Below are 20,326 nucleotides of genomic sequence, written 5' to 3' on the forward strand. Positions count from 1 at the left end.
ATAAGCTTACCCGTTTAAAACGCAAAAGTTAAGGGGTCAACATGGAAAAACATTACGTACTCGACATTCAGCACGCCGGCAAAGCCTTCGCCCGCATGCAGATGTTCACGCCCTGGGCTGCCGACCAACTGCAACAGGCCCTGGCCCTGTTTCCCGCCGAGCAGGGCTACCAACTGCACATCAGTCAGGTCAAAGAGCGGCGAATCCTTTATCAGAGCGGTGCAAGCGGTATTACCGTGCTCGCCGATGCGCTGGAACTGGCGCCTTATCACCCTGCGAGGGAGGTCGCGCAATGAAAAAAGTTGTCGCTATCAGGCATGTAAATTTTGAAAACCTCGGTATTCTGGGATCATTGCTTTCACTGCGTGGCTATCAGATTGATTATTACGATGCCGGCCGTGACGATATCCGCGCCATCAACAATGAAGAGACCGATTTGCTGGTAGTGCTCGGCGGGCCGATCAGCGCCGCACAGCATTTTGCCGGGCAGCAGCACTACCCGTTTCTTAACGACGAGCTGGCGCTGGTCACCCAACGGTTACAGCAACGTCAGCCCACGATCGGCATTTGCCTGGGCGCACAGGTGATGGCTCAGGCTTTGGGCGCCGGTGTAGTGTCGCTGGGCGTGAAAGAGATTGGTTACGCGCCGCTGACGCTGGCGGAAAATGAAGACTCCGTACTGGCGCCGTTGGCAGCAACGCCGGTGCTGCACTGGCACGGGGATATGTTTACCGTCCCGGAGGGGGCAACCTGTGTGGCCAGCACCGAGGCTTGCCGTTATCAGGCGTTCGAATATCAGGATTTCGCGCTTGGGTTGCAGTTCCACCTGGAAGCCGATCATCACGATATTGAACGCTGGCTGGTTGGCCACGCCTGTGAGCTGGAGTTGGCCGGCATCGCCCCGCAGCAATTGCGCGACCAGGCCTCACGCTACGGCGCAGAATTGGAACGACGCGCCCGCCAGGTGTTTGCGCGGTGGCTGGATAAAAACGAACAAAGGACGTGTTAGATGCAACAGACTTCGCAATTGCAACCGCCGCAGATTGATGTGATCAGCATTCAATCGCAGGTAGTGTATGGCAGCGTCGGCAACGGCATCGCCTATCGCACCCTGCTGAAAAAGGGGCTGGAAGCGCTGCAGGTGCCCAGCGTGCTGTTCGGCTGCCCGCCCTATTACGGTGCCCCCAGCGGCGGCGTGATTTCCGCCGAATGGTTTAGCGGTTTTCTGGAGGATTTGATCGCTCGCGGTGTGATGAAACGCACGCGGGCGGTGATCATCGGCTATCTGGGTGATGTCGCCCAGTGTCATATTCTGGACGCTTGGCTGCAACGCGTTCGCGCTATCAATCCGCAGATAAAAATCTATATCGATCCGGTGATGGGCGATTACGGTGAAGGCGTGTACGTGGACCCGCGTATCGTCAGTTGCTATCGCTCGCCGTTCCTGAGCCTTGCCAACGGACTGACACCCAATGGGTTTGAACTGGAGCAGCTTTGCGGGCACAGCCTGGCTACGCGGGAACAGACGCTACACGCTGCGCAGGCGCTGTTAAATGGCACGACCGAGTGGGTGTTGGTGACCAGCGCACCGGGCATAGCGGAAAACGACGATGAGTTAGGGTTATTGCTGGTCAGCCACAATCAGGTGCAAAGCTACACCCACCCTAAAATCAAATCGAAGGTGAAAGGCACCGGTGACATGTTTACCGCGCTGCTGGTCAGTCATTTGCTGCACGGCAGAAGCCTCAACGACGCCATAGTTACCGCCGGTGGCGAGGTGTGTGACGTGTTGGCGGAAGCGGAGCATTTCGGGTGGGAGGAGATTGGCAGCCTGCGCGCCTTGAGATAGGACAGCGTCATCAAGGGGCAGCTCGCTGCCCCTGTTCGCCTGATTCAGCGTTTCTTCTTTTTATTGAAATCTAATTCAAACGCAAATACCGCGCTCTGGATTTTTCTTTCCATTGCCAGGCCGAGATTGATAAAGCGGCACGACAAACGCGAGAAATGCACCGGCTTGTCATTGTCATCCAACTCCTGATCTTCGTTGATCACCATCAGTTCCATATTGACTTTGAAACTGCCGTAGCTGCCAAGATCCAACAGCGCCTTTTTGAACTGGAGGCCCGGCTGAAGTTTGTCCGGCAACGGGCCGTCGAAGCGCAAACCCACACCGCCGGCGGAGAGATCGTGGATCCTTAATTGGTACGCGGTACCGTCAGCATATTCACCGCTGCAGAGAAACTGACGCCAGTGGGGCGTGGTGACGCGGAACTGACGGCGGCGCTGGATGTAAACCAACTCCTTTGGCAGGCGGGTTGAACAGGCTTGAACGCCCAGATGGTCGGTAAATTCTGGTTGGCCAACGGCAAATTCGATCTTCGCATCATTGCTTTCAATCACGATGGTAAATTCGCCATCCGCCCGCGTATCCGCATCGTCGCCGCTGAAAACGATATTGTCCGGCCCAACGCTCAATAATAAGCTCTGAAATTGCTGCTGCTGGTTAACGACCCGCAGCGGGGTGCGTTGTTTACAAATGTCACGCAATATCGCCAGAACCTCAAAACGCTCCCGTTTGATAAACAATCCGTTATCATTGTGCTCCACACGTCTCTCCTGACTCTTCCCAATGGCGATTACATATTCCTTACAGTTATCATCACTGGGAATATTCCTAAAGTCAAATTTGCCAGCGATGCCAAGCCTGTGGGAGCAGTCTTGCGAAGCGTTTTGCCCAGGCCCGCTGGCCTCGTTCGTCGGCGATCAGATCCTGGCGGATCTCGATGCCAACGTAAGGTAACCCGCGCCGTTCCGCATGCACCGGCAGGGTGTAATCCGTCGCATCGGTCATCGCATAAGGTTCGTTGACCCCCACTTGCAGATCCCCTTCCTCCCGCAGCAGCTCTGCCAGCAGGTGGGCAAACGCCGGTTGGCGATTAAACAGCAGCCCAACCTGCCAGGGGCGGGAATGGCCTTTGAACACCGGCGTAAAACTGTGCATCGCGATAATAGCGGTGGGTTTTTCGCGCATCTGCCGCTCGCCCAGCATGTTGTCAATGCTGTGGTGATACGGCAGGAAAATTTCCCGCTCGCGGGCCAGCGCATGCTCGGCATCAATGCCGATATTGCCGGGGATTGGCGTCAGCTCCGACAGATGCGGGATCGAGCTGGCGATGCCCGGAGCCCGGTTACAGTCGATCACTAAACGTGAGTAACGCTGATGAATCAGCGTGGCATCCAGATGGCGGCTGAGGTGAAGTGAAACCTCCAACGCGCCAATATCCCAACCGATATGACGGTCGATTTCGCCGGGCGGCAACCCCAGATCGCCCAAGCGTTGCGGTATCGCCTGGCCGGCGTGATCGCACAGCAATAAAAAGGGCGCTGTGCCCTTGGGCGTTTCAACCGCAACGGCAGGAGGCTCATCGGCGGATAACAATTGCGGAACAAAGGACTGTGGCATGCAAGACTCCGGGGTGGGATAAACCCTCATCCTAGCGCTATCCCACCGCTGGCCCCAAGCCGGGGCTTAGATCAAAAACGCATGATTGCGTGGCCGATCACTCTATGCAGGCTTCCTGCGGCTGATGAACCGCAATATAACGCTGGAAGCGCGACGGTTTTAGCCGGGTAAGATCAACCAACACCAATCCGTCGATACAGTTGTTGAACGCCGGATCGGTGCCAAAATCAATAAACTGCACCCCGCCCGGCTCACACAGCTCGGTATATTGTTTATACAAGGTGGGGATCGAGCAGCCGATGTTGCTCAGCAGGCTTTTCAGCCGCACCAGATCTTCTTGATAATTATCGCCGGCAAATTGCGCCAAGACCTGCGGCAACGAAGCCGGATAAGGCTGCCGAGACTGCGCCAACGCGCTTCCCGGCGAGAAATACAACCGGTAGAAGGCGATCAACAGGTCACGCGCCGCCACCGGCATACCGCCGGAGATGGAAACCGGCCCAAACAGATAGCGATACTGTGGGTATTTTGCCAGATAGGCGCCAATGCCCAGCCACAGGTAATCCAGCCCTCGTTTGCCCCAGTAGGCCGGTTGGATAAAGCTGCGGCCCAGTTCGATGCCCTGCGCCAGGATCGGTGCCATATCGCGGTCATAATGGAACAGGCTGTTGCTGTAAATGCTTTCCAGACCCTTGCGCTCCAACTGTTCGGCGGTGGGAATAAACCGGTAGGCGCCGACAATTTCCAGTTCGTCCGCATCCCATAGCACCAGGTGATAATAGTCGTCGTCATAGCTGTCCAGATCGCGCCGGCGGCCGGAGCCTTCGCCCACCGCGCGGAAAGCGATCTCACGCAGGCGACCTAATTCACGCAGGATAGGCGTACGAGCCTCATCCTGGCGGCGATACAGGTAAATGATTTTGCCGTCCGGCGTTACGCCAAGTTGTTCGCAATTTGCCAGCGCCTTCTTCAGCTCCAGCCGATCTTCAGGCAGGGCGATGGCCGATTCGCTGGCGAACAGCCCTTCCTTACCCTGGCCCAAACGATAGATGTGACGGCGGAAGCGTTCGGCCAAATCTTTGGCACTGGTGTGGCCATCGTGCCAGTTGGCAAAAGGAATGCGGCCGCCAACGCGGATTTTGATGCGGCCGCCCTGCTGCTGGAACATTTCACGCACCAGCAACAAGGTGGATAACGGACGGTAGACCAGCGAGGTGAAGTAAAACAGATTGCTGTTACGCGCACTGATGTGGATCGGCACAATCGGCGCCCGCGCCTTGGCCGCCAGGCGCAAGAAGCCGGTATGCCAGTGGCCGTCGCGAATGCCTTTCGGGCTCATGCGCGACACTTCTCCGGCGGGGAACAAGATCAGCGCCCCCTGTTTGTCCAGTTGCGCCTGCATGCCTTCAATTTGCTTGCGGCTGGTTTTATAGCCCACGTTGTCCACCGGCACGAACAGACTGCGCAGCGGTTCAATATAGGTCAGCAGCTGGCTGGCGACCACCTTCACATCCGGCCGCACCGCCGCGACTGCACGCAGCAACACCAGGCCGTCCAGCGAGCCGATGGGATGGTTCGCTACCAGCACCACCGGCCCCTGGCTTGGAATATTTTCCAGGTCACCGTCTACCAGCTCACAGCTGAGGTTGAAGTAATCGACCACTTGCTCGATCAAATCCAGACCCTTAAGGTGCGGATAATCGGCGGCAAACTGTTTGAATTCTTTTTCGAAGAGTAAAGTTCTGAGCAGGCTACGCTGCCAGGCAGGGGTATTGCGGTGTGGAAATGCATCTTGCAACAGAGAATCCAAGCTGAACATCGCGTTATCTCCTGGCTTAGTCGCTGCAAACTTAAGCCAGCGCTATGACCCTAACATGTCAGTTACATGACAGAAAAATGAAATCCCTCGCCTATCAGGTATAGCAAATTATTGAAGATAGGGTGGCGACGGTTTTTCCATCACTGCCGGCGTAGCATTTTATGCTCCTGAAACTCACGCCCTGATGTGCCAAACACCGGCCACTGGAGAGACGCCCTCGGCAAAGAGTGGGGGGAACCGGCAGCACAGAACCACAGGGTGAAAAGCTATTCCATACGCCAACATTCCGACAGCCAGGAGGGGTTATTATGCGACATATTTCACATTATTCCCGACCTGCTTACCCTCGAATCATTAACCCGACTTCACTATGATCTACATCATGGTATTACCTTACCCTTCTCACTATTATCAAATTAATCAACGCAGAGGATAGGAATACTACCCAAATCATTTTAAACATGGTGACACTCAGCATTCCTCCTCTGTTTGAACCCTCTCTATTTTCTTTAACTTTTTTGTTAATTAGCAGTGTTTGTTTTTATTTTAAAAGAGGAATTAACGATGTCCCATTTACTCATAGCGTTGGCGTTACTCGCCTTACTGCCCGCCACCCTGCATGCAGCGCAAAAAGCCAGTGGAATCAGCATATCCGGCACGCTCAGCTTTGCAGGTAAAATAGCCACACCCACTTGTGAAATTAGACGGGATAACGGCCAGTTCATTTCATCTTGTTACCGGGAAACCGCTGGCAGTGGCTTCGGTTATATCGCCATGCCGCTAAGCGCAATGTCATCGGAATTAATTTCCGACGCCACTATAGAGAAAGTAAATAATAACCCTGTCATGCAACGGGTAACCCTAAGTTATAACTAACTCTGGAAATTCATCAATAACCTCTCCAGGGGATATCATTAAAAAACCTTGGAAACTGTAAATTAGCTTTATAAATTCGAACTTTCATTTAGGTTTTTTAACCTGTTCGATTTTCTTCTCCCTGCGATGGGCAAAGCTGCACCGCCCATCCATCTTCATGTCCGAAATCCGCCATCGCGCCGCCGCATTTCGTGTAATAATCTCCCCATCAAACGTGAGGAGTGATCAAAATGCAGACCTTTTTTATTGATCGTATGGCGACGCCAGTTGGCGAACTGGTGCTGATTGCCGACGAACAGGACCGTTTGCGCGCTATCGACTGGACCGAGCACGAAGTGCGCCTGATGAAGCTGATGAATACCCATTACCGCGCCGACCGTTTCCAACTGCAGGAAAAGCGTAATCCCGGTGGCCTGACCGACAGTATGCAGCGGTATTTTGCCGGTGAGCTGACGGTGATAGACAACCTGCCGGTGATGACCGCAGGCACTGAGTTCCAGCGCACCGTCTGGCAGCAACTGCGCCAGATCCCCTGTGGCGAGATCATTACCTATGGCGAACTGGCGAAACGCATCGGGCGTCCGACCGCCTCCCGCGCGGTCGGTATGGCCAATGGATCCAATCCGATCAGCATCGTGGTGCCTTGCCACCGGGTGATTGGTTCCCAGGGTGCATTGACCGGTTATGCCGGCGGCGTGCAGCGCAAACAGTGGCTGCTGAAGCACGAAGGCTATTTGCAGAAAGATTTGCTTTAATTCGCCAGCGCGCTCTGGCGTGGTTGGGGAAAGTAGATCGGCCGGAACGAAGCAGGCAATATTGCAAGTTCCGGCTGCTACTGCGTAATCAAACGGCTGGGAATGTCAATAGTAAAAGATTCCTTATCCCAAAAAACCCTGCGTAATTTGCGGTCTCTGACGGGACATAAACGACAACTGCACAAGCAAACCATTCACGTAAGTTATAAACAAATCAAAAAATTTCAGTCAGCTACAGGATAATCATCGGCATAAGCGAACAAAATTCGCACACAACACCCCTGTTCATGTTAACGCTACCCTTATCACCTGCGGTAAAAGATGTTAAAATTGACGCATATCAATTATTGAATGAGCGTAATCTATGATCCCGGAAAAACGCGTGATTCGTCGTATACAGTCTGGTGGTTGTGCGATCCATTGTCAGGACTGCAGCATCAGCCAGCTGTGCATTCCTTTTACTCTAAATGCTCATGAGCTGGACCAGCTCGACAACATTATCGAAAGGAAAAAGCCTATTCAGAAGGGGCAGACCCTGTTTAAGGCTGGCGATGAACTGAAATCGCTGTACGCTATCCGCTCCGGGACCATCAAGAGCTACACCATTACCGAACAGGGTGACGAACAAATCACCGGTTTCCATCTGGCAGGCGATCTGGTCGGTTTTGACGCCATTGGCGGCCTGAAGCACCCAAGCTTCGCTCAGGCGCTGGAAACCGCAATGGTCTGCGAAATCCCGTTTGAAACCCTGGACGACCTTTCCGGTAAAATGCCTAACCTGCGCCAGCAAATCATGCGTTTGATGAGCGGCGAGATTAAGGGCGACCAGGACATGATTCTGCTGCTGTCGAAGAAAAATGCCGAAGAGCGCCTAGCGGCGTTCGTCTACAACCTGTCGCGCCGCTTTGCGGAACGGGGCTTCTCACCGCGTGAGTTCCGCCTGACCATGACCCGTGGCGACATCGGCAACTATCTCGGTCTCACCGTTGAGACCATCAGCCGCCTGCTGGGCCGCTTCCAGAAAAGCGAAATCCTCAGCGTCAAAGGCAAATACATCACCATCGAAAACGTCGATGCCCTGTCGGTGTTGGCCGGCACGCCTCGTATCAACGTGACCGTAAACGCCTGATCCCATGCCGGGTCAATAATTCCGCAGAATTATTGACCCGGTACATCTCCACCACTGTTCTGATTTTCAATGTTGGGTTACTCTGTAAATTAACAGACTGTTGATTTTCAGCTGTAAGGAGGCCCTATGGCGAAGTATCAGAATCTTCTGGTGGCTATTGACCCCAATCAGGACGATCAGCCGGCGCTGCGTCGGGCGGTTTACCTGATAAAACGGAACGGCGGGCGTATAAAAGCCTTCCTTCCGATCTATGACTTCTCTTACGAGATGACGACCCTGCTCTCCCCCGATGAACGGACGGCGATGCGGCAAGGCGTTATCAGCCAACGCGCCGCGTGGATTAACGAGCAATGCCGTTTTTACCTCGACGAAGGCGTTCCTATTGAAATCAAAGTGGTCTGGCATAACCGCCCTTTCGAGGCAATTATTCAGGAAGTGATCACCGCCAAGCATGATTTACTGCTGAAAATGGCACATCAGCACGACCGGCTGGAATCGGTCATTTTCACGCCGACCGACTGGCACCTGTTACGCAAATGTCCGTGCCCAGTGTGGATGGTCAAAGATCAACCCTGGCCGGAAGGCGGCAAAGCGGTGGTCGCCGTCAATCTGGCCAGCGAAGAACCCTATCACGATCCGCTGAACATCAAGCTGGTGCAGGAAACCGTCGAACTGGCGCAAAACGTCAACCAGACGGAAGTGCATCTGGTCGGAGCCTACCCTGTTACCCCTATCAATATCGCCATTGAACTGCCTGATTTTGATCCCAGCGTCTATAACGACGCCATTCGCGGACAGCATCTGATCGCCATGAAGGCATTAAGGCAGAAGTTCTGCATTAACGAAGAGTTCACCCACGTTGAAAAAGGTTTGCCGGAAGAGGTGATCCCGGATTTGGCCGAACACTTGCAGGCGGGCGTGGTGGTGTTGGGGACATTAGGCCGCACCGGTATCTCCGCGGCGTTTATCGGCAACACGGCAGAACATGTGATCGACCATCTGAAATGTGACCTGCTGGTGATTAAGCCGGATAACTTCAACTGCCCGATCGAAGTCGATGAAGACGATGAACACGACGACGAGGACTGATTTTCAGGCATAAAAAAACACGGGCCAATTACGGCCCGTGTTTTTATAGGCTGCGGTTAATTCTGCAACGCTCTCAGTATCGCTTCCACACTCTCTTTGGCATCGCCAAACAGCATCTGGGTGTTCTCTTTGAAGAACAGCGGGTTCTGCACGCCGGCGTAACCGGTGTTCATCGAACGTTTAAAGGCAATCACGTTTTGCGCTTTCCACACTTCCAGCACCGGCATACCGGCAATCGGACTGCGCGGATCCTCCAGCGCGGCCGGGTTCACCGTGTCGTTGGCGCCTATCACCAGCACAGTATCGGTATCCGGGAAATCTTCGTTGATTTCGTCCATCTCCAACACCACGTCGTACGGCACCCTGGCTTCCGCCAGCAGCACGTTCATGTGGCCCGGTAAACGCCCGGCAACCGGGTGAATGCCGAAACGCACTTTGATGCCGCGCGCACGCAGTTTTTCGGTGATTTCCGCCACCGGATACTGTGCCTGCGCGACCGCCATACCATAGCCTGGGGTGATGATCACCGAAGTGGAATTCTTCAGTTGCTCGGCCACCTCTTCCGCCGTGGTTTCACGATACTCGCCCATTTCTTCCGCATTGCCGGTCGAGGAACCATCGGTACCAAAACCGCCGGCGATCACGCTGATAAACGAACGGTTCATCGCCTTACACATAATGTAAGACAGGATGGCACCCGAGGACCCCACCAACGCACCGGTAACGATCAGCAGATCGTTGCTCAACATAAAGCCCGCAGCGGCAGCCGCCCAACCCGAATAGGAGTTGAGCATCGACACGACTACCGGCATGTCGGCACCGCCGATAGAGGCCACCAGATGCCAACCGAAAGCCAGCGCGATCGCGGTCATCAGCACCAACGCCACTGCCTGCCAGCCCACGCTGTCGGCACGAACGAACACTACCAGCAGCAGGAAGGAGACCACCAGCGCCGCCAGGTTCATCTTGTGGCGATTCGGCAATGCCAGCGGTTTAGATGAGATGATGCCACGCAATTTACCGAAAGCGACAATCGAACCGGTGAAGGTGACCGCACCGATAAAGATGCCGAGGAACACTTCGGTCAGATGGATATTCTCCATCACCGGCTCCATCGGCGCGCCGTGATCCAGATAGCTGTTCAAGCCCACCAACACCGCCGCCAGGCCAACGAAACTGTGCAACACCGCCACCAACTCCGGCATTTCGGTCATTTCGACTTTTTTCGCCAGATAGACGCCGATGGAGCCACCGATAATCATCGCAATGATGATCCAACCCACGTTACCGGAATCCGGCCCGAGGATGGTGGCAATCAGCGCAATTGCCATCCCGGCGATGCCAAACAGGTTGCCCTGCTTCGACGTTTCATGGCGCGATAGACCGGCCAGGCTGCAAATAAACAAAATAGCGGCAACAATGTATGCAGCTGTAACTAATCCTCCAGACATGTGCTACCCCTTAGTTCTTGCGGAACATCTTCAGCATGCGCTGAGTGACGGTGAATCCACCAAAAATATTGATGCTGGCAATCAGCACGGCGATGAAGGAGAGGAAACTCACCCAGCCGCCGTGACCAATTTGCAATAACGCACCGACCACGATAATCCCTGAGATCGCATTGGTGACCGACATCAACGGGGTATGCAATGCATGGCTGACGTTCCAAACCACGTAGTAACCCACCACGCAGGCCAGCGCAAACACGGTAAAGTGAGACAGGAACTCTTTTGGCGCTGCGTTAGCCAACCAGCCGAACAGAATAATCGCCAGCGCGATCAGCCCGTATTTCAGCCAAGGTGAAACCGGTTTTGCCGCCGGTTTAGCGATTGGAGCCGCCGCTTGCGCCTGTTTCGGCTGCGCGGAAACCTGGATTGGCGGAGCAGGCCAGGTCACCTCGCCGCTGCGCACCACGGTGACGCCGCGGATCACGGTGTCCTCGAAATCGATATCGATTTCGCCGTTTTTCTCTTTCGTCAGCAATTTCAGCAGATTAACCAGGTTAGTGCCGTAAAGCTGTGAAGACTGGGTCGGCAAGCGGCTTGGCAGATCGGTATAGCCAATGATTTTTACGCCATTGTCAGTGACGGTCACGCGGTCGGCCACGGTCAACTCGCAGTTGCCGCCGTTTTGCGCCGCCAGATCGACGATCACGCTGCCCGGCTTCATCGAAGCCACCATCTCTTTAGTGATAAGTTTTGGCGCAGGTTTACCCGGGATCAGCGCGGTGGTGACAATAATGTCGACCTCTGCCGCCTGGGCGGCAAACAACGCCATCTCAGCCTTGATAAAGGCTTCCGACATCACTTTGGCATAACCGTCGCCGCTGCCCGCATCTTCCTCAAAGTCCAACTCGAGGAATTCTGCGCCCATGCTTTGCACTTGCTCTTTTACTTCCGGGCGGGTATCGAAGGCACGCACGATCGCCCCCAAGCTACCTGCCGCGCCAATCGCCGCCAAACCCGCGACGCCTGCACCGATGATCATCACTTTCGCCGGTGGAACCTTGCCGGCGGCGGTGATCTGGCCGGTGAAGAAACGGCCAAACTCGTGTGCCGCTTCAACAATCGCGCGGTAACCGGCGATATTGGCCATCGAGCTGAGCGCATCCATCGATTGCGCGCGGGAGATACGCGGTACCGAATCCATCGCCATCGCGGTTACGTTGCGCGCAGCCAGTTTTTCGATAAGCTCCGGGTTTTGCGCTGGCCAGATAAAACTGACCAACGTGCTGCCCTCACGCATTAACGCGATCTCATCCTCTTGTGGCGCGTTAACTTTCAAAATCAGATCCGATTGCCACACGTCGGCAGTATCGGTAATCGTCGCCCCTGCGGTTTCATAAGCCGCATTGTCAAAGCTTGCCAGTTTACCCGCGTCGCTTTCGACAGCGACGGTAAAGCCCAGCTTCAGCAGTTGTTCCACCGTTTTCGGCGTTGCTGCAACCCGGGCTTCATTGGCCAACCGTTCTCTTGGTACACCAATACGCATAATGTTCCCTTCTCACCTGTCTTTGATGATGTTTATTATCTTCCTACCCATAGCAGTAGCGCCGGCTGACATCTCGACCCGTCGTCTTTCAAGACTGTGCATTGTTGGCTGCAATTTGAAAGCCACAGAGTGACTTGTCGGCATCGAATTAAGGCACCATCTATAACCTACTGAAAATATGATCGATGATCCATAATTGCTTACGCATTCACGTCTGTTTTTACATAAAAATTCAGATAACGACATGACAAATCGCAATTTTAAGTTAAAAAGCCGTGCGCAACGCCGTTTTTGCTTGCAGATTTGTGACGAACGCAGGTCTGAAGATATCCGCTCCACGCGGCCAGAATGAATGAAAGTTATAAATTTGTGAATAATTAACACTTATGTCATCAAAGGCTTTATTATTGAAACTTATGACGATTACGCAGCAAATGGCGTAAACAATCCTTCATGGGATTTGTCTCATGCGATGACATAAAATGCTGAGACACTTGTCGAGATTACATGTAATAATCGGCGGCTGAATTACCCATAAACAGTTCAGCACGTTATAAACGTTAATGCGCTTGGCGAAAGGATTTTTTATGAAGCTGAAGAACACGATCATCGCATCAGCCTTGTTATCACTCACTGCGCTGTCTGCTCATGCGGCACTTGAGTTAACTCCTGAAAAAGCAGCGGCGCTGAAGCCGTTTGATCGCATCACTATTACCGGCCGCTTTAATGCCATCAATGAAGCCGTTGATGCCGTATCCCGCCGTGCAGACAAACTGGGCGCAGACTCCTTCTACATCCAGGACAGCAATAACAGCAACAACGGCGGCAACTGGCGCGTCACCGCAGATCTTTATCATAAAGACGCGGCAGAAGTGAGCAAAGAGCCGAAGTACCGCGTCATTAACGGCGTGACCGAATTGCCAAAAGAACAGGCCTTCCTACTTGAGCCCTATGATACGGTCAGCGTCAGCGGTTTCTACCGCAGCCAGCCGGACATCAACGACGCCATCACCAAAGAAGCGAAAAAGAAAGGCGCAGCCTCGTTCTTTATCGTGCGTCAGGTTGATGCCAACCAGGGCGGTAACCAGTTCATCACCGCTTACATTTATAAAGCCGATGCGCCTAAGCGCGTGGTTCAGAGCCCGGACGCCATTCCTGCCGACTCTGAAGCCGGCAAGGCCGCATTGGCCGCCGGTGGCGCCGCCGCCGCCCAGGTTGAAATCCCAGGCGTGGCTTCTTCAGGTTCGCCAAGCCGTGACGTAGGCCGTTTCTTCGAAACCCAGTCTTCTACCGGCCAACGCTATACCGTCACGCTGCCGAATGGCACCAAAATCCAGGAAGTGAGCAACGTTACCGCCGCACAGATGGTGCCGTTTGATTCCGTGACCTTCACCGGTCACTTCAACAGCATGACGGACATTTCCACCGAAGTGGCGAAGCGTGCCGCTGCGAAAGGTGCCAAGTTCTATCACGTGACTCGTCAGTGGCAGAACAAGAGTGGCGGCAACCTGACCGTGAGCGCCGATCTGTTCAAATAAGTTTCACTTCGCGGTTTATTCTCGGGCAGCCATTGGGTTGCCCGTTTTTTTTGCCGATAAGCCTCCGCCGGTTGAATAATTTTTTGTAAATTCCGCATATTCAATCATTGCATCGGCAACGATCCATCCGTAGAATTTGCGCCTGTTTTTAGGGCTATTATCTATTTGTTCAGTAATTGTCATTGCGTTGTTACTGCCAACTAGCTACCTAACAGTTGTTTATTCTGCGCTCAGGATCCGTCATTGGAAAAAAAACTAGGTCTTACCGCGTTAACCGCATTGGTGCTCAGTTCCATGCTGGGCGCCGGGGTTTTCAGCCTGCCGCAAAACATGGCGCAAGTCGCCAGCCCGGCCGCACTGCTGCTGGGTTGGGCTATCACCGGCGTCGGCATCCTGTTTCTGGCTTTTGCCATGCTGCTGCTTACCCGCCTGCGGCCCGATCTGGACGGCGGGATTTTCACCTATGCGAAAGAAGGCTTTGGTGAGCTGGTGGGTTTCTGCTCCGCCTGGGGATATTGGCTATGTGCGGTGATCGCCAACGTCTCTTATCTGGTGATCGTGTTTGCCGCACTGAGCTTGTTTACCGATCGCGGCGGCGATGTCATTTTGGGTGACGGCAATACCTGGCAGGCGCTGTTGGCGGAATCATTGCTGCTGTGGATCGTGCATGCACTGGTGCTGCGTGGGGTGCAAACCGCGGCCAGTATCAACCTGGCGGCAACCTTGGCCAAGCTTTTGCCGCTTGGCCTGTTTGCCGTATTGGCGGCTATCGCGTTCAAAATGGACGTATTTACCCTGGATTTCCACGGCGTCGCGCTCGGTAAACCGGTGTGGGAACAGGTAAAAAACACCATGCTGATTACCCTGTGGGTGTTTATCGGTGTGGAGGGCGCGGTGGTGGTTTCCGCGCGGGCTCGCAATAAAAAAGATGTGGGCCGTGCAACCATGTTGGCGGTGCTCTCCGCGCTGGCGGTTTACCTGCTGGTGACGCTGTTGTCGTTGGGGGTAGTGCCGCGCAGTGAACTGGCCGGGATGCGTAATCCCTCGATGGCGGTGCTGATGGTTGATCTGATTGGCCCCTGGGGAGATGTGATTATCGCCGCTGGCCTGATCGTGTCAGTATGCGGCGCTTATTTGAGTTGGACGATTATGGCCGCTGAAGTGCCGCTGCTGGCCGCCCAGCACGGTGCTTTTCCTAAAATATTCCGCAAGCAGAACAAGAATCACGCACCTTCGGCTTCGTTGTGGCTGACCAATATTGCGGTGCAATTCGCGCTGGTGGTGATCTGGCTGACCGGCAGCAACTATAACTCGTTGCTGACTATCGCCTCGGAAATGATTCTGGTGCCTTACTTCCTGGTCGGCGCCTTCCTGTTCAAGGTCGCGCTGCGTCGCCAGGACAAACGGCTGATGTTCGCCGCCACCGGTGCCTGCCTGTACGGTATTTGGCTGCTGTACGCATCAGGGTTGATGCATCTGTTGATGTCGGTGTTGCTGTATGCGCCGGGGTTGCTGGTGTTTATCTATGCTCGACGCGGACACGAGAATGTCAAATTGCTGAATCAGTTGGAGAAAGGCAGCATTTTGCTGTTGCTGATGGCCACGGTGCCGGCGGGTTGGTTTATGCTGCAGTAGTGAAGGACGGCCGGGTGGAATCACCCGGTCAATACCTTAGGATGCGCGCAGGGTAATGGTCATGCGTTCCCCTACCTGAGAGATGATAACCCCCTCAACGCACTCTTGCTGAATGGCCGCCAACTGCTGTTGGTCCAACGCATACGGCAGTTTAATGTCGAACACTGCCAGCCCCTGCTGCTGCGCCAGATCGATCAGGCGCACGATATTGGTTTCGTCGCTGACCTGGGTGGATACCACCTGCAGCGCCAGTTCCTTCAACTGCTCTTTTCGCGTTTGCGAGGCGCAAGCCTGAGATTTCAATACCATGCCAAAAAATGGCATCACACCATAGATTGCATCAACAAAGCGCCAGTGCTTCTTGCACGATGCGGACAGAAAATCCATGTAATCAAAACAGATTTTCTCACTGCGCGCGACGGATGCAAGGTGACTGCTGTTCATCCCTTCCTCCCTCTCATTGCCAGTGTATTACATCCTGAAATGGATAATCGATGCGAAGCTTTAACGAATTTCCGACGTATAATGGCATAATTCCCCTATTGTTTGCCAGTCTGTCCAGGAGCTTTAATCAATGGAACATCACAACTCCGCGCCGGTGCTGATCACGGGCGGCGCACGCCGGATTGGGCTGGCATTGGCCAGGTCATTCTTGCAGCGTGACATCCCCGTGATCATTGCCTATCGTAGCGATTACCCGGCACTGAACGAGCTGAAAAGACTGGGAGCAACGTGCATTCAGGGCGATTTCTCGACTCACGACGGTATTTACCGCTTTGCCGATCGGGTGCGCCAGGCCGCACCGAAATTGCGCGCAGTGATCCACAACGCCAGCGCTTGGCTGGCCGAATCTGCGGAGGTGCCGCCGGAGCAGATTATGGCCGCGATGCTGCAAATTCACGTTTACACCCCTTATCTGCTCAATCAGTTGCTGGAGCCCTGCCTGCTTGGCCAAGGGCAGGCAGGCGCAGATATTATCCACCTGACCGATTATGTGGTGGAAAAAGGCAGTGACAAGCATATCGCTTATGCGGCCAGTAAAGCCGCGCTGGACAACATGACTCGCTCTTTCGCCCGTAAACTGGCACCGGAGGTCAAGGTCAACGCCATCGCACCAGCGTTGATTATTTTCAATCCGGGCGATGATGAGCCTTATCGTCAGCAGGCGCTGGCAAAGTCGCTGATGAAAATTGCCCCGGGTGAAAGCGAAGTGGTCAATCTGGTCAATTATTTGCTGGACAGTCGTTATGTCACCGGTCGCACCCATGGTGTGGACGGAGGACGTCCACTGCGCTAGGCAAAGATGTGCATGGCGTATCGCTGACCCCCGCGTTATGCTGAACTCCGTTATTCTTATAAAACCGCTGACTATGCATAAAATTGTTTTTGTGGAAGACGATCCTGAAGTCGGCAAGTTGATTGCCGCCTATTTGGGCAAACACGATATAGAAGTGTTGATTGAGCCGCGTGGCGACAGTGCTCAAGCACGCATAGAGCAAGAACTGCCGGACCTGGTGCTGCTCGACATTATGCTGCCCGGGAAAGACGGCATGACGCTGTGCCGCGATTTGCGCCCGACCTTCCCCGGGCCGATCGTGCTGCTCACTTCGCTCGACAGCGATATGAACCATATTCTTTCATTGGAAATGGGTGCCAACGATTACATTCTGAAAACCACGCCGCCGGCGGTTTTGCTGGCACGGCTGCGTTTACACCTGCGCCAGCATGGCAATCACCCCAAGGAAGAGTCAACGCAACCGATCACCCAGCACAATGCGCTGCACTTCGGGTTGTTGTGCATCGATCCGGTTAACCGCCAGGTGACGCTGGGTGAAGAAGTGATCACCCTTTCCACCTCGGATTTCGATCTGCTGTGGGAATTAGCCACCCACGCCGGGCAGATCATGGACCGCGAGGCGCTGCTGCAAAACTTGCGCGGCGTGAGCTACGACGGCCTTGATCGCAGCATCGACGTGGCGATTTCCCGCCTGCGCCGCAAGCTGTACGACAATGCGCTGGAGCCCTTCCGCGTCAAAACCGTGCGCAATAAAGGTTATCTGTTCGCACCAAATGCCTGGGAGTTCGTACAGCAATGAGAAAGCTTTTCGTGCAGTTCTTCCTGCTGCTGTTCATCTGCTTTCTGGTGATGGCGATGTTGGTGGGCCTGGTGTACAAGGTCACAGCCGAACGCGCCGGTCGCCAGTCAATGGACGATCTGATGAAAAGCTCGCTGTACCTGATGCGCAGCGAACTGCGGGAAATTCCATTGAAAGACTGGAATAAGACCATCGCGACGCTGGACTTGAATCTGTCGTTTAAACTGCATATCGAACCGCTCGGCAAACAGGATCTGAGTGAAGATCTGAAAAAACGGCTCCGCCTCGGCGAAATTATCGCTCTCGACGATCAATACACCTTTATGCAACGCATCCCGCGCAGCCATTACGTGTTGGTGGTCGGCCCCATTCCGTACCTGTTCTACCTGCATCAGATGCGGCTGCTGGATCTGGCGCTGCTGGTGTTCATCGGCATGTCGCTGGCGTTACCGGTATTTTTGTGGATGCGCCCGCACTGGCAAGATTTGCTCAAACTGGAGAACGCCGCCCAACGACTCGGCGCAGGCCATCTGGATGAGCGCACCCATTTTGACCCGACCTCGAGCCTGAACCGACTCGGGGTGGCATTCAACCAGATGGCGGACAACGTCAATACGCTGATTGCCAGTAAAAAACAGTTGATTGACGGTATCGCCCATGAATTACGTACCCCTCTGGTACGGCTGCGCTACCGGTTAGCGATGAGCGATAACCTTTCCGATAGCGAACAACAGGCGCTAAACCGCGATATCGGTCAGTTGGAATCGCTAATAGACGAGTTATTGACCTACGCGCGGCTGGATCGTCCACAGGTGGCGCTGAATATAGAACCGCTCGACCTGCCCAACTGGCTGGAAGACAAAGTAGAGGATATGCGCCTGATTCACCCGGAGCGCGAGATCCAGCTGGATATTCCGCATGCCGGCGATTTTGGCGGCGTCGATTTACGGCTGATGGAGCGGGTGCTGGATAATCTGGTGAACAATGCCTTGCGCTACAGCGAACAGCGCCTGCGCATCGGCCTGTGGTTTGACGGCGACGGAGCCTGCCTGCAGGTAGAAGACGACGGGCCAGGCATTCCACCTGAAGAACGCGAACGCGTGTTCGAACCCTTCGTGCGCCTCGATCCCAGCCGCGATCGCGCCACCGGCGGTTGCGGACTGGGCCTCGCGATTGTTCACTCTATCGCCGTCGCCTATCAGGGCCATGTTTACGTAGACGCCAGCTCACTCGGCGGCGCCAGCTTCCGCTTCTGCTGGCCAGTGAAGCCCACTTTCAATTTAAAAGCAGACCCGGTGTAACCCCCTTCAGCACAACAGTCTGAACGATCAGGTTATCCGGCTCACAATAATAGGGAGCCAAACAATGACATCTGCACATTCGCCTTCATCCGCCTACCGCGAACTGCGCGCCATTTTCACCCGACTATCGCGATTCGGCCACCTGTCCGCCATTGCCGGCTGGGATATGCAGACCATGATGCCGCCAGGCGGAAACAAAGCGCGCTCGGAAGCACTGGCCGAACTGAGCGTGCTGCAACACCAGATTTTGACGGCGAAAAATACCGGACAGCTTTTTGAACGCGCGCAGCAAGAAACGCTGGATGGCTTTGATCAAGCCAATTTGCTGGAAATGCGCCGCCAATATGACAACGCCGTACTGGTGCCGGAGTCGCTGGTTGAGGCTAAATCGCTGGCCGGTGCGCGTTGTGAACACGCCTGGCGCTCCCAACGCCCCGCCAACGACTGGGAAGGGTTTTCGGAGAACCTGCGTGAAGTGGTCAAACTGACCCGTCAGGAAGCGCAGATCCGTGCTGAAGCGGCAGGCTCAAGCCGCTATGACGCCCTGCTCAACCTGTATGAGCCGGGCATGCGCAGCAGCGATATTGACCGTATTTTTGGCGATCTCAAAACTTGGCTGCCCGACCTCCTGCAAAAAGTGGTGACCAGGCAGGCCCAAGAGCCTTGCCTCATTCCCGAGGGGCCGTTCAAGGTCGATACCCAGCGTCAATTGGGTCTGAGCGTGATGAAACTGCTCGGTTTCAACTTCGACGGGGGCCGCGTGGACGTCAGCGCTCACCCCTTCTGCGGCGGTGTGCCGGAAGATGTTCGTATCACCACCCGCTACAATGAGAAAGAATTTCATACCGCATTGCTCGGCATTATCCATGAAACCGGCCATGCGCGTTACGAGCAGAACCTGCCGCGTGATTGGCTGGGCCAACCGGTGGCGCAGGCGCGTTCTACCGCGATCCACGAATCGCAAAGCCTGCTGTTTGAAATGCAGTTGGCGCGTGGCAGCGATTTCCTGAAAATTCTGCGCCCGTTGATTATCAAGCAGTTCGGTGAGCAGCCGGCGCTGGAAGAAAGCAACTTCATCCGCCTGAATCAACGCGTTAAACCTGGCCTGATCCGCGTGGATGCGGACGAAGTGAGTTACCCGGCGCATGTGATCCTGCGTTATGAAATCGAGAAAGCCCTGGTCGAAGGCGCTATTGAAGTGGAAGACATCCCGGCGCTGTGGAACGAAAAAATGCGCGATTACCTTGGCCTGGATACGGTCGGTAACTACCGCAATGGCTGCATGCAGGATATTCATTGGACCGACGGCGCTTTCGGCTACTTCCCGACTTATACGTTGGGCGCGATGTACGCTGCGCAACTGTTCCACAGTGTCCGTGAAGCGCTGCCTTCGCTGAACAGCGACATTGCCGAAGGTAACCTGACGCCGTTATTCCACTGGCTGAAACAGAATATCTGGTGTCACGGCAGCCGTTTCTCTACTGATGAGCTGATCACCAAGGCTACCGGCGAAACACTCAACCCACGTTATTTCCGTCAACACCTGGAAGACCGCTATCTGTAATGCCCCCAGGCACGGGTAAAACCGTGCCTTTTCCCTCCTGGTTTGCCTACGCCCTTCCATAGAGCACTGT

The 20,326-nt window shown here is 54.6% G+C and carries 20 protein-coding genes; 13 read left to right on the forward strand and 7 right to left on the reverse strand.

Features of this window, described 5'->3' with window-relative positions:
* The first annotated feature begins 41 nt into the window (after positions 1–41).
* The 3 genes from JEM67_RS14835 to pdxY are packed head-to-tail and all read left to right on the forward strand — an operon-like array spanning position 42 to position 1,849.
* Positions 42–296, forward strand: a complete 255-nt coding sequence (locus tag JEM67_RS14835) for a hypothetical protein (RefSeq protein WP_199635986.1) — start codon at positions 42–44, stop codon at positions 294–296.
* Positions 293–1,009 carry a glutamine amidotransferase gene (locus tag JEM67_RS14840; RefSeq protein ID WP_199635987.1) on the forward strand — a complete coding sequence of 239 codons (717 nt, stop codon included), beginning with the start codon at positions 293–295 and terminating at the stop codon, positions 1,007–1,009. Before JEM67_RS14835 ends, JEM67_RS14840 begins: the two co-directional genes overlap by 4 nt.
* Positions 1,010–1,849, forward strand: coding sequence for a pyridoxal kinase (gene pdxY, locus JEM67_RS14845; protein ID WP_199635988.1), 840 nt, complete (start codon positions 1,010–1,012; stop codon positions 1,847–1,849).
* A 44-nt stretch (positions 1,850–1,893) separates the two neighbouring features.
* Here the strand turns inward: pdxY and JEM67_RS14850 are convergent, their stop codons facing one another.
* The 3 genes from JEM67_RS14850 to olsF form a co-directional block, all read right to left on the reverse strand.
* Positions 1,894–2,607 (reverse strand): flagellar brake protein, encoded by a 714-nt coding sequence (locus tag JEM67_RS14850; RefSeq protein WP_013813074.1) that lies wholly within the window; start codon positions 2,605–2,607, stop codon positions 1,894–1,896.
* A 73-nt stretch (positions 2,608–2,680) separates the two neighbouring features.
* Complete coding sequence (locus JEM67_RS14855) at positions 2,681–3,463, reverse strand: N-formylglutamate amidohydrolase (protein WP_199635989.1); 783 nt, start codon at positions 3,461–3,463, stop codon at positions 2,681–2,683.
* A 97-nt stretch (positions 3,464–3,560) separates the two neighbouring features.
* On the reverse strand, positions 3,561–5,282 hold the full coding sequence (gene olsF, locus JEM67_RS14860; RefSeq protein ID WP_199635990.1) for an ornithine lipid synthase OlsF: 1,722 nt from the start codon (positions 5,280–5,282) through the stop codon (positions 3,561–3,563).
* Between the two features lie 564 nt (positions 5,283–5,846).
* Here olsF and JEM67_RS14865 point away from each other — a divergent pair.
* The 4 genes from JEM67_RS14865 (at position 5,847) to uspE (ending at position 9,131) form a co-directional block, all read left to right on the forward strand.
* Positions 5,847–6,158 (forward strand): hypothetical protein, encoded by a 312-nt coding sequence (locus JEM67_RS14865; RefSeq protein ID WP_013813077.1) that lies wholly within the window; start codon positions 5,847–5,849, stop codon positions 6,156–6,158.
* Positions 6,159–6,388: 230 nt separating this feature from the next.
* Entirely contained in the window at positions 6,389–6,913 is a 525-nt protein-coding gene (ogt, locus tag JEM67_RS14870) for a methylated-DNA--[protein]-cysteine S-methyltransferase (protein WP_013813078.1), read from the forward strand.
* 364 nt (positions 6,914–7,277) lie between these two features.
* On the forward strand, positions 7,278–8,042 hold the full coding sequence (locus tag JEM67_RS14875) for an FNR family transcription factor (protein ID WP_004944979.1): 765 nt from the start codon (positions 7,278–7,280) through the stop codon (positions 8,040–8,042).
* A 126-nt stretch (positions 8,043–8,168) separates the two neighbouring features.
* Positions 8,169–9,131: a universal stress protein UspE gene (uspE, locus tag JEM67_RS14880; RefSeq protein WP_013813079.1), complete on the forward strand. Its 963-nt coding sequence runs from the start codon at positions 8,169–8,171 to the stop codon at positions 9,129–9,131.
* 56 nt (positions 9,132–9,187) lie between these two features.
* On the opposite strand, the gene pntB is transcribed toward uspE, so the two are convergent.
* Together pntB and pntA are read right to left on the reverse strand one after the other, a co-directional pair.
* Positions 9,188–10,582 (reverse strand): Re/Si-specific NAD(P)(+) transhydrogenase subunit beta, encoded by a 1,395-nt coding sequence (gene pntB / locus JEM67_RS14885; protein ID WP_013813080.1) that lies wholly within the window; start codon positions 10,580–10,582, stop codon positions 9,188–9,190.
* A gap of 10 nt (positions 10,583–10,592) precedes the next feature.
* Positions 10,593–12,122: a Re/Si-specific NAD(P)(+) transhydrogenase subunit alpha gene (gene pntA, locus JEM67_RS14890; RefSeq protein ID WP_199635991.1), complete on the reverse strand. Its 1,530-nt coding sequence runs from the start codon at positions 12,120–12,122 to the stop codon at positions 10,593–10,595.
* Between the two features lie 587 nt (positions 12,123–12,709).
* Here pntA and ydgH point away from each other — a divergent pair.
* A complete protein-coding gene (gene ydgH / locus JEM67_RS14895; protein WP_013813082.1) occupies positions 12,710–13,660 on the forward strand; it encodes a DUF1471 family protein YdgH in 951 nt (316 codons plus the stop codon).
* A 15-nt stretch (positions 13,661–13,675) separates the two neighbouring features.
* On the opposite strand, the gene JEM67_RS14900 is transcribed toward ydgH, so the two are convergent.
* On the reverse strand, positions 13,676–13,843 hold the full coding sequence (locus JEM67_RS14900) for a hypothetical protein (RefSeq protein ID WP_158307045.1): 168 nt from the start codon (positions 13,841–13,843) through the stop codon (positions 13,676–13,678).
* Between the two features lie 60 nt (positions 13,844–13,903).
* Here JEM67_RS14900 and JEM67_RS14905 point away from each other — a divergent pair, with 60 nt between their 5' ends.
* On the forward strand, positions 13,904–15,295 hold the full coding sequence (locus tag JEM67_RS14905; protein WP_013813083.1) for an amino acid permease: 1,392 nt from the start codon (positions 13,904–13,906) through the stop codon (positions 15,293–15,295).
* A gap of 36 nt (positions 15,296–15,331) precedes the next feature.
* On the opposite strand, the gene JEM67_RS14910 is transcribed toward JEM67_RS14905, so the two are convergent.
* Positions 15,332–15,739 carry a hypothetical protein gene (locus JEM67_RS14910; RefSeq protein WP_199635992.1) on the reverse strand — a complete coding sequence of 136 codons (408 nt, stop codon included), beginning with the start codon at positions 15,737–15,739 and terminating at the stop codon, positions 15,332–15,334.
* Between the two features lie 130 nt (positions 15,740–15,869).
* Here JEM67_RS14910 and folM point away from each other — a divergent pair, with 130 nt between their 5' ends.
* The 4 genes from folM (at position 15,870) to JEM67_RS14930 (ending at position 20,256) form a co-directional block, all read left to right on the forward strand.
* Positions 15,870–16,592 carry a dihydromonapterin reductase gene (folM, locus tag JEM67_RS14915; RefSeq protein WP_013813085.1) on the forward strand — a complete coding sequence of 241 codons (723 nt, stop codon included), beginning with the start codon at positions 15,870–15,872 and terminating at the stop codon, positions 16,590–16,592.
* Between the two features lie 73 nt (positions 16,593–16,665).
* Positions 16,666–17,391, forward strand: a complete 726-nt coding sequence (rstA, locus tag JEM67_RS14920; RefSeq protein WP_004945009.1) for a two-component system response regulator RstA — start codon at positions 16,666–16,668, stop codon at positions 17,389–17,391.
* Entirely contained in the window at positions 17,388–18,692 is a 1,305-nt protein-coding gene (gene rstB, locus JEM67_RS14925) for a two-component system sensor histidine kinase RstB (RefSeq protein ID WP_199635993.1), read from the forward strand. Before rstA ends, rstB begins: the two co-directional genes overlap by 4 nt.
* A 64-nt stretch (positions 18,693–18,756) precedes the next feature.
* Positions 18,757–20,256, forward strand: a complete 1,500-nt coding sequence (locus JEM67_RS14930; RefSeq protein WP_199635994.1) for a carboxypeptidase M32 — start codon at positions 18,757–18,759, stop codon at positions 20,254–20,256.
* Positions 20,257–20,326 lie beyond the last annotated feature (70 nt).

The sequence above is a fragment of the Serratia sp. PAMC26656 genome (assembly GCF_016469055.2).
Taxonomy (GTDB): domain Bacteria; phylum Pseudomonadota; class Gammaproteobacteria; order Enterobacterales; family Enterobacteriaceae; genus Serratia; species Serratia plymuthica.

Bases quoted from the DNA above. Each gene is read 5' to 3' on its own strand.
- JEM67_RS14835 (WP_199635986.1), top strand. From the start codon at position 42: ATGGAAAAACATTACGTACTCGACATTCAGCACGCCGGCAAAGCCTTC.
- JEM67_RS14840 (WP_199635987.1), top strand. From the start codon at position 293: ATGAAAAAAGTTGTCGCTATCAGGCATGTAAATTTTGAAAACCTCGGT.
- pdxY (WP_199635988.1), top strand. From the start codon at position 1,010: ATGCAACAGACTTCGCAATTGCAACCGCCGCAGATTGATGTGATCAGC.
- JEM67_RS14855 (WP_199635989.1), bottom strand. From the start codon at position 3,463: ATGCCACAGTCCTTTGTTCCGCAATTGTTATCCGCCGATGAGCCTCCT.
- olsF (WP_199635990.1), bottom strand. From the start codon at position 5,282: ATGTTCAGCTTGGATTCTCTGTTGCAAGATGCATTTCCACACCGCAAT.
- JEM67_RS14865 (WP_013813077.1), top strand. From the start codon at position 5,847: ATGTCCCATTTACTCATAGCGTTGGCGTTACTCGCCTTACTGCCCGCC.
- ogt (WP_013813078.1), top strand. From the start codon at position 6,389: ATGCAGACCTTTTTTATTGATCGTATGGCGACGCCAGTTGGCGAACTG.
- JEM67_RS14875 (WP_004944979.1), top strand. From the start codon at position 7,278: ATGATCCCGGAAAAACGCGTGATTCGTCGTATACAGTCTGGTGGTTGT.
- uspE (WP_013813079.1), top strand. From the start codon at position 8,169: ATGGCGAAGTATCAGAATCTTCTGGTGGCTATTGACCCCAATCAGGAC.
- pntB (WP_013813080.1), bottom strand. From the start codon at position 10,582: ATGTCTGGAGGATTAGTTACAGCTGCATACATTGTTGCCGCTATTTTG.
- pntA (WP_199635991.1), bottom strand. From the start codon at position 12,122: ATGCGTATTGGTGTACCAAGAGAACGGTTGGCCAATGAAGCCCGGGTT.
- ydgH (WP_013813082.1), top strand. From the start codon at position 12,710: ATGAAGCTGAAGAACACGATCATCGCATCAGCCTTGTTATCACTCACT.
- JEM67_RS14900 (WP_158307045.1), bottom strand. From the start codon at position 13,843: ATGACAATTACTGAACAAATAGATAATAGCCCTAAAAACAGGCGCAAA.
- JEM67_RS14910 (WP_199635992.1), bottom strand. From the start codon at position 15,739: ATGAACAGCAGTCACCTTGCATCCGTCGCGCGCAGTGAGAAAATCTGT.
- folM (WP_013813085.1), top strand. From the start codon at position 15,870: ATGGAACATCACAACTCCGCGCCGGTGCTGATCACGGGCGGCGCACGC.
- rstA (WP_004945009.1), top strand. From the start codon at position 16,666: ATGCATAAAATTGTTTTTGTGGAAGACGATCCTGAAGTCGGCAAGTTG.
- rstB (WP_199635993.1), top strand. From the start codon at position 17,388: ATGAGAAAGCTTTTCGTGCAGTTCTTCCTGCTGCTGTTCATCTGCTTT.
- JEM67_RS14930 (WP_199635994.1), top strand. From the start codon at position 18,757: ATGACATCTGCACATTCGCCTTCATCCGCCTACCGCGAACTGCGCGCC.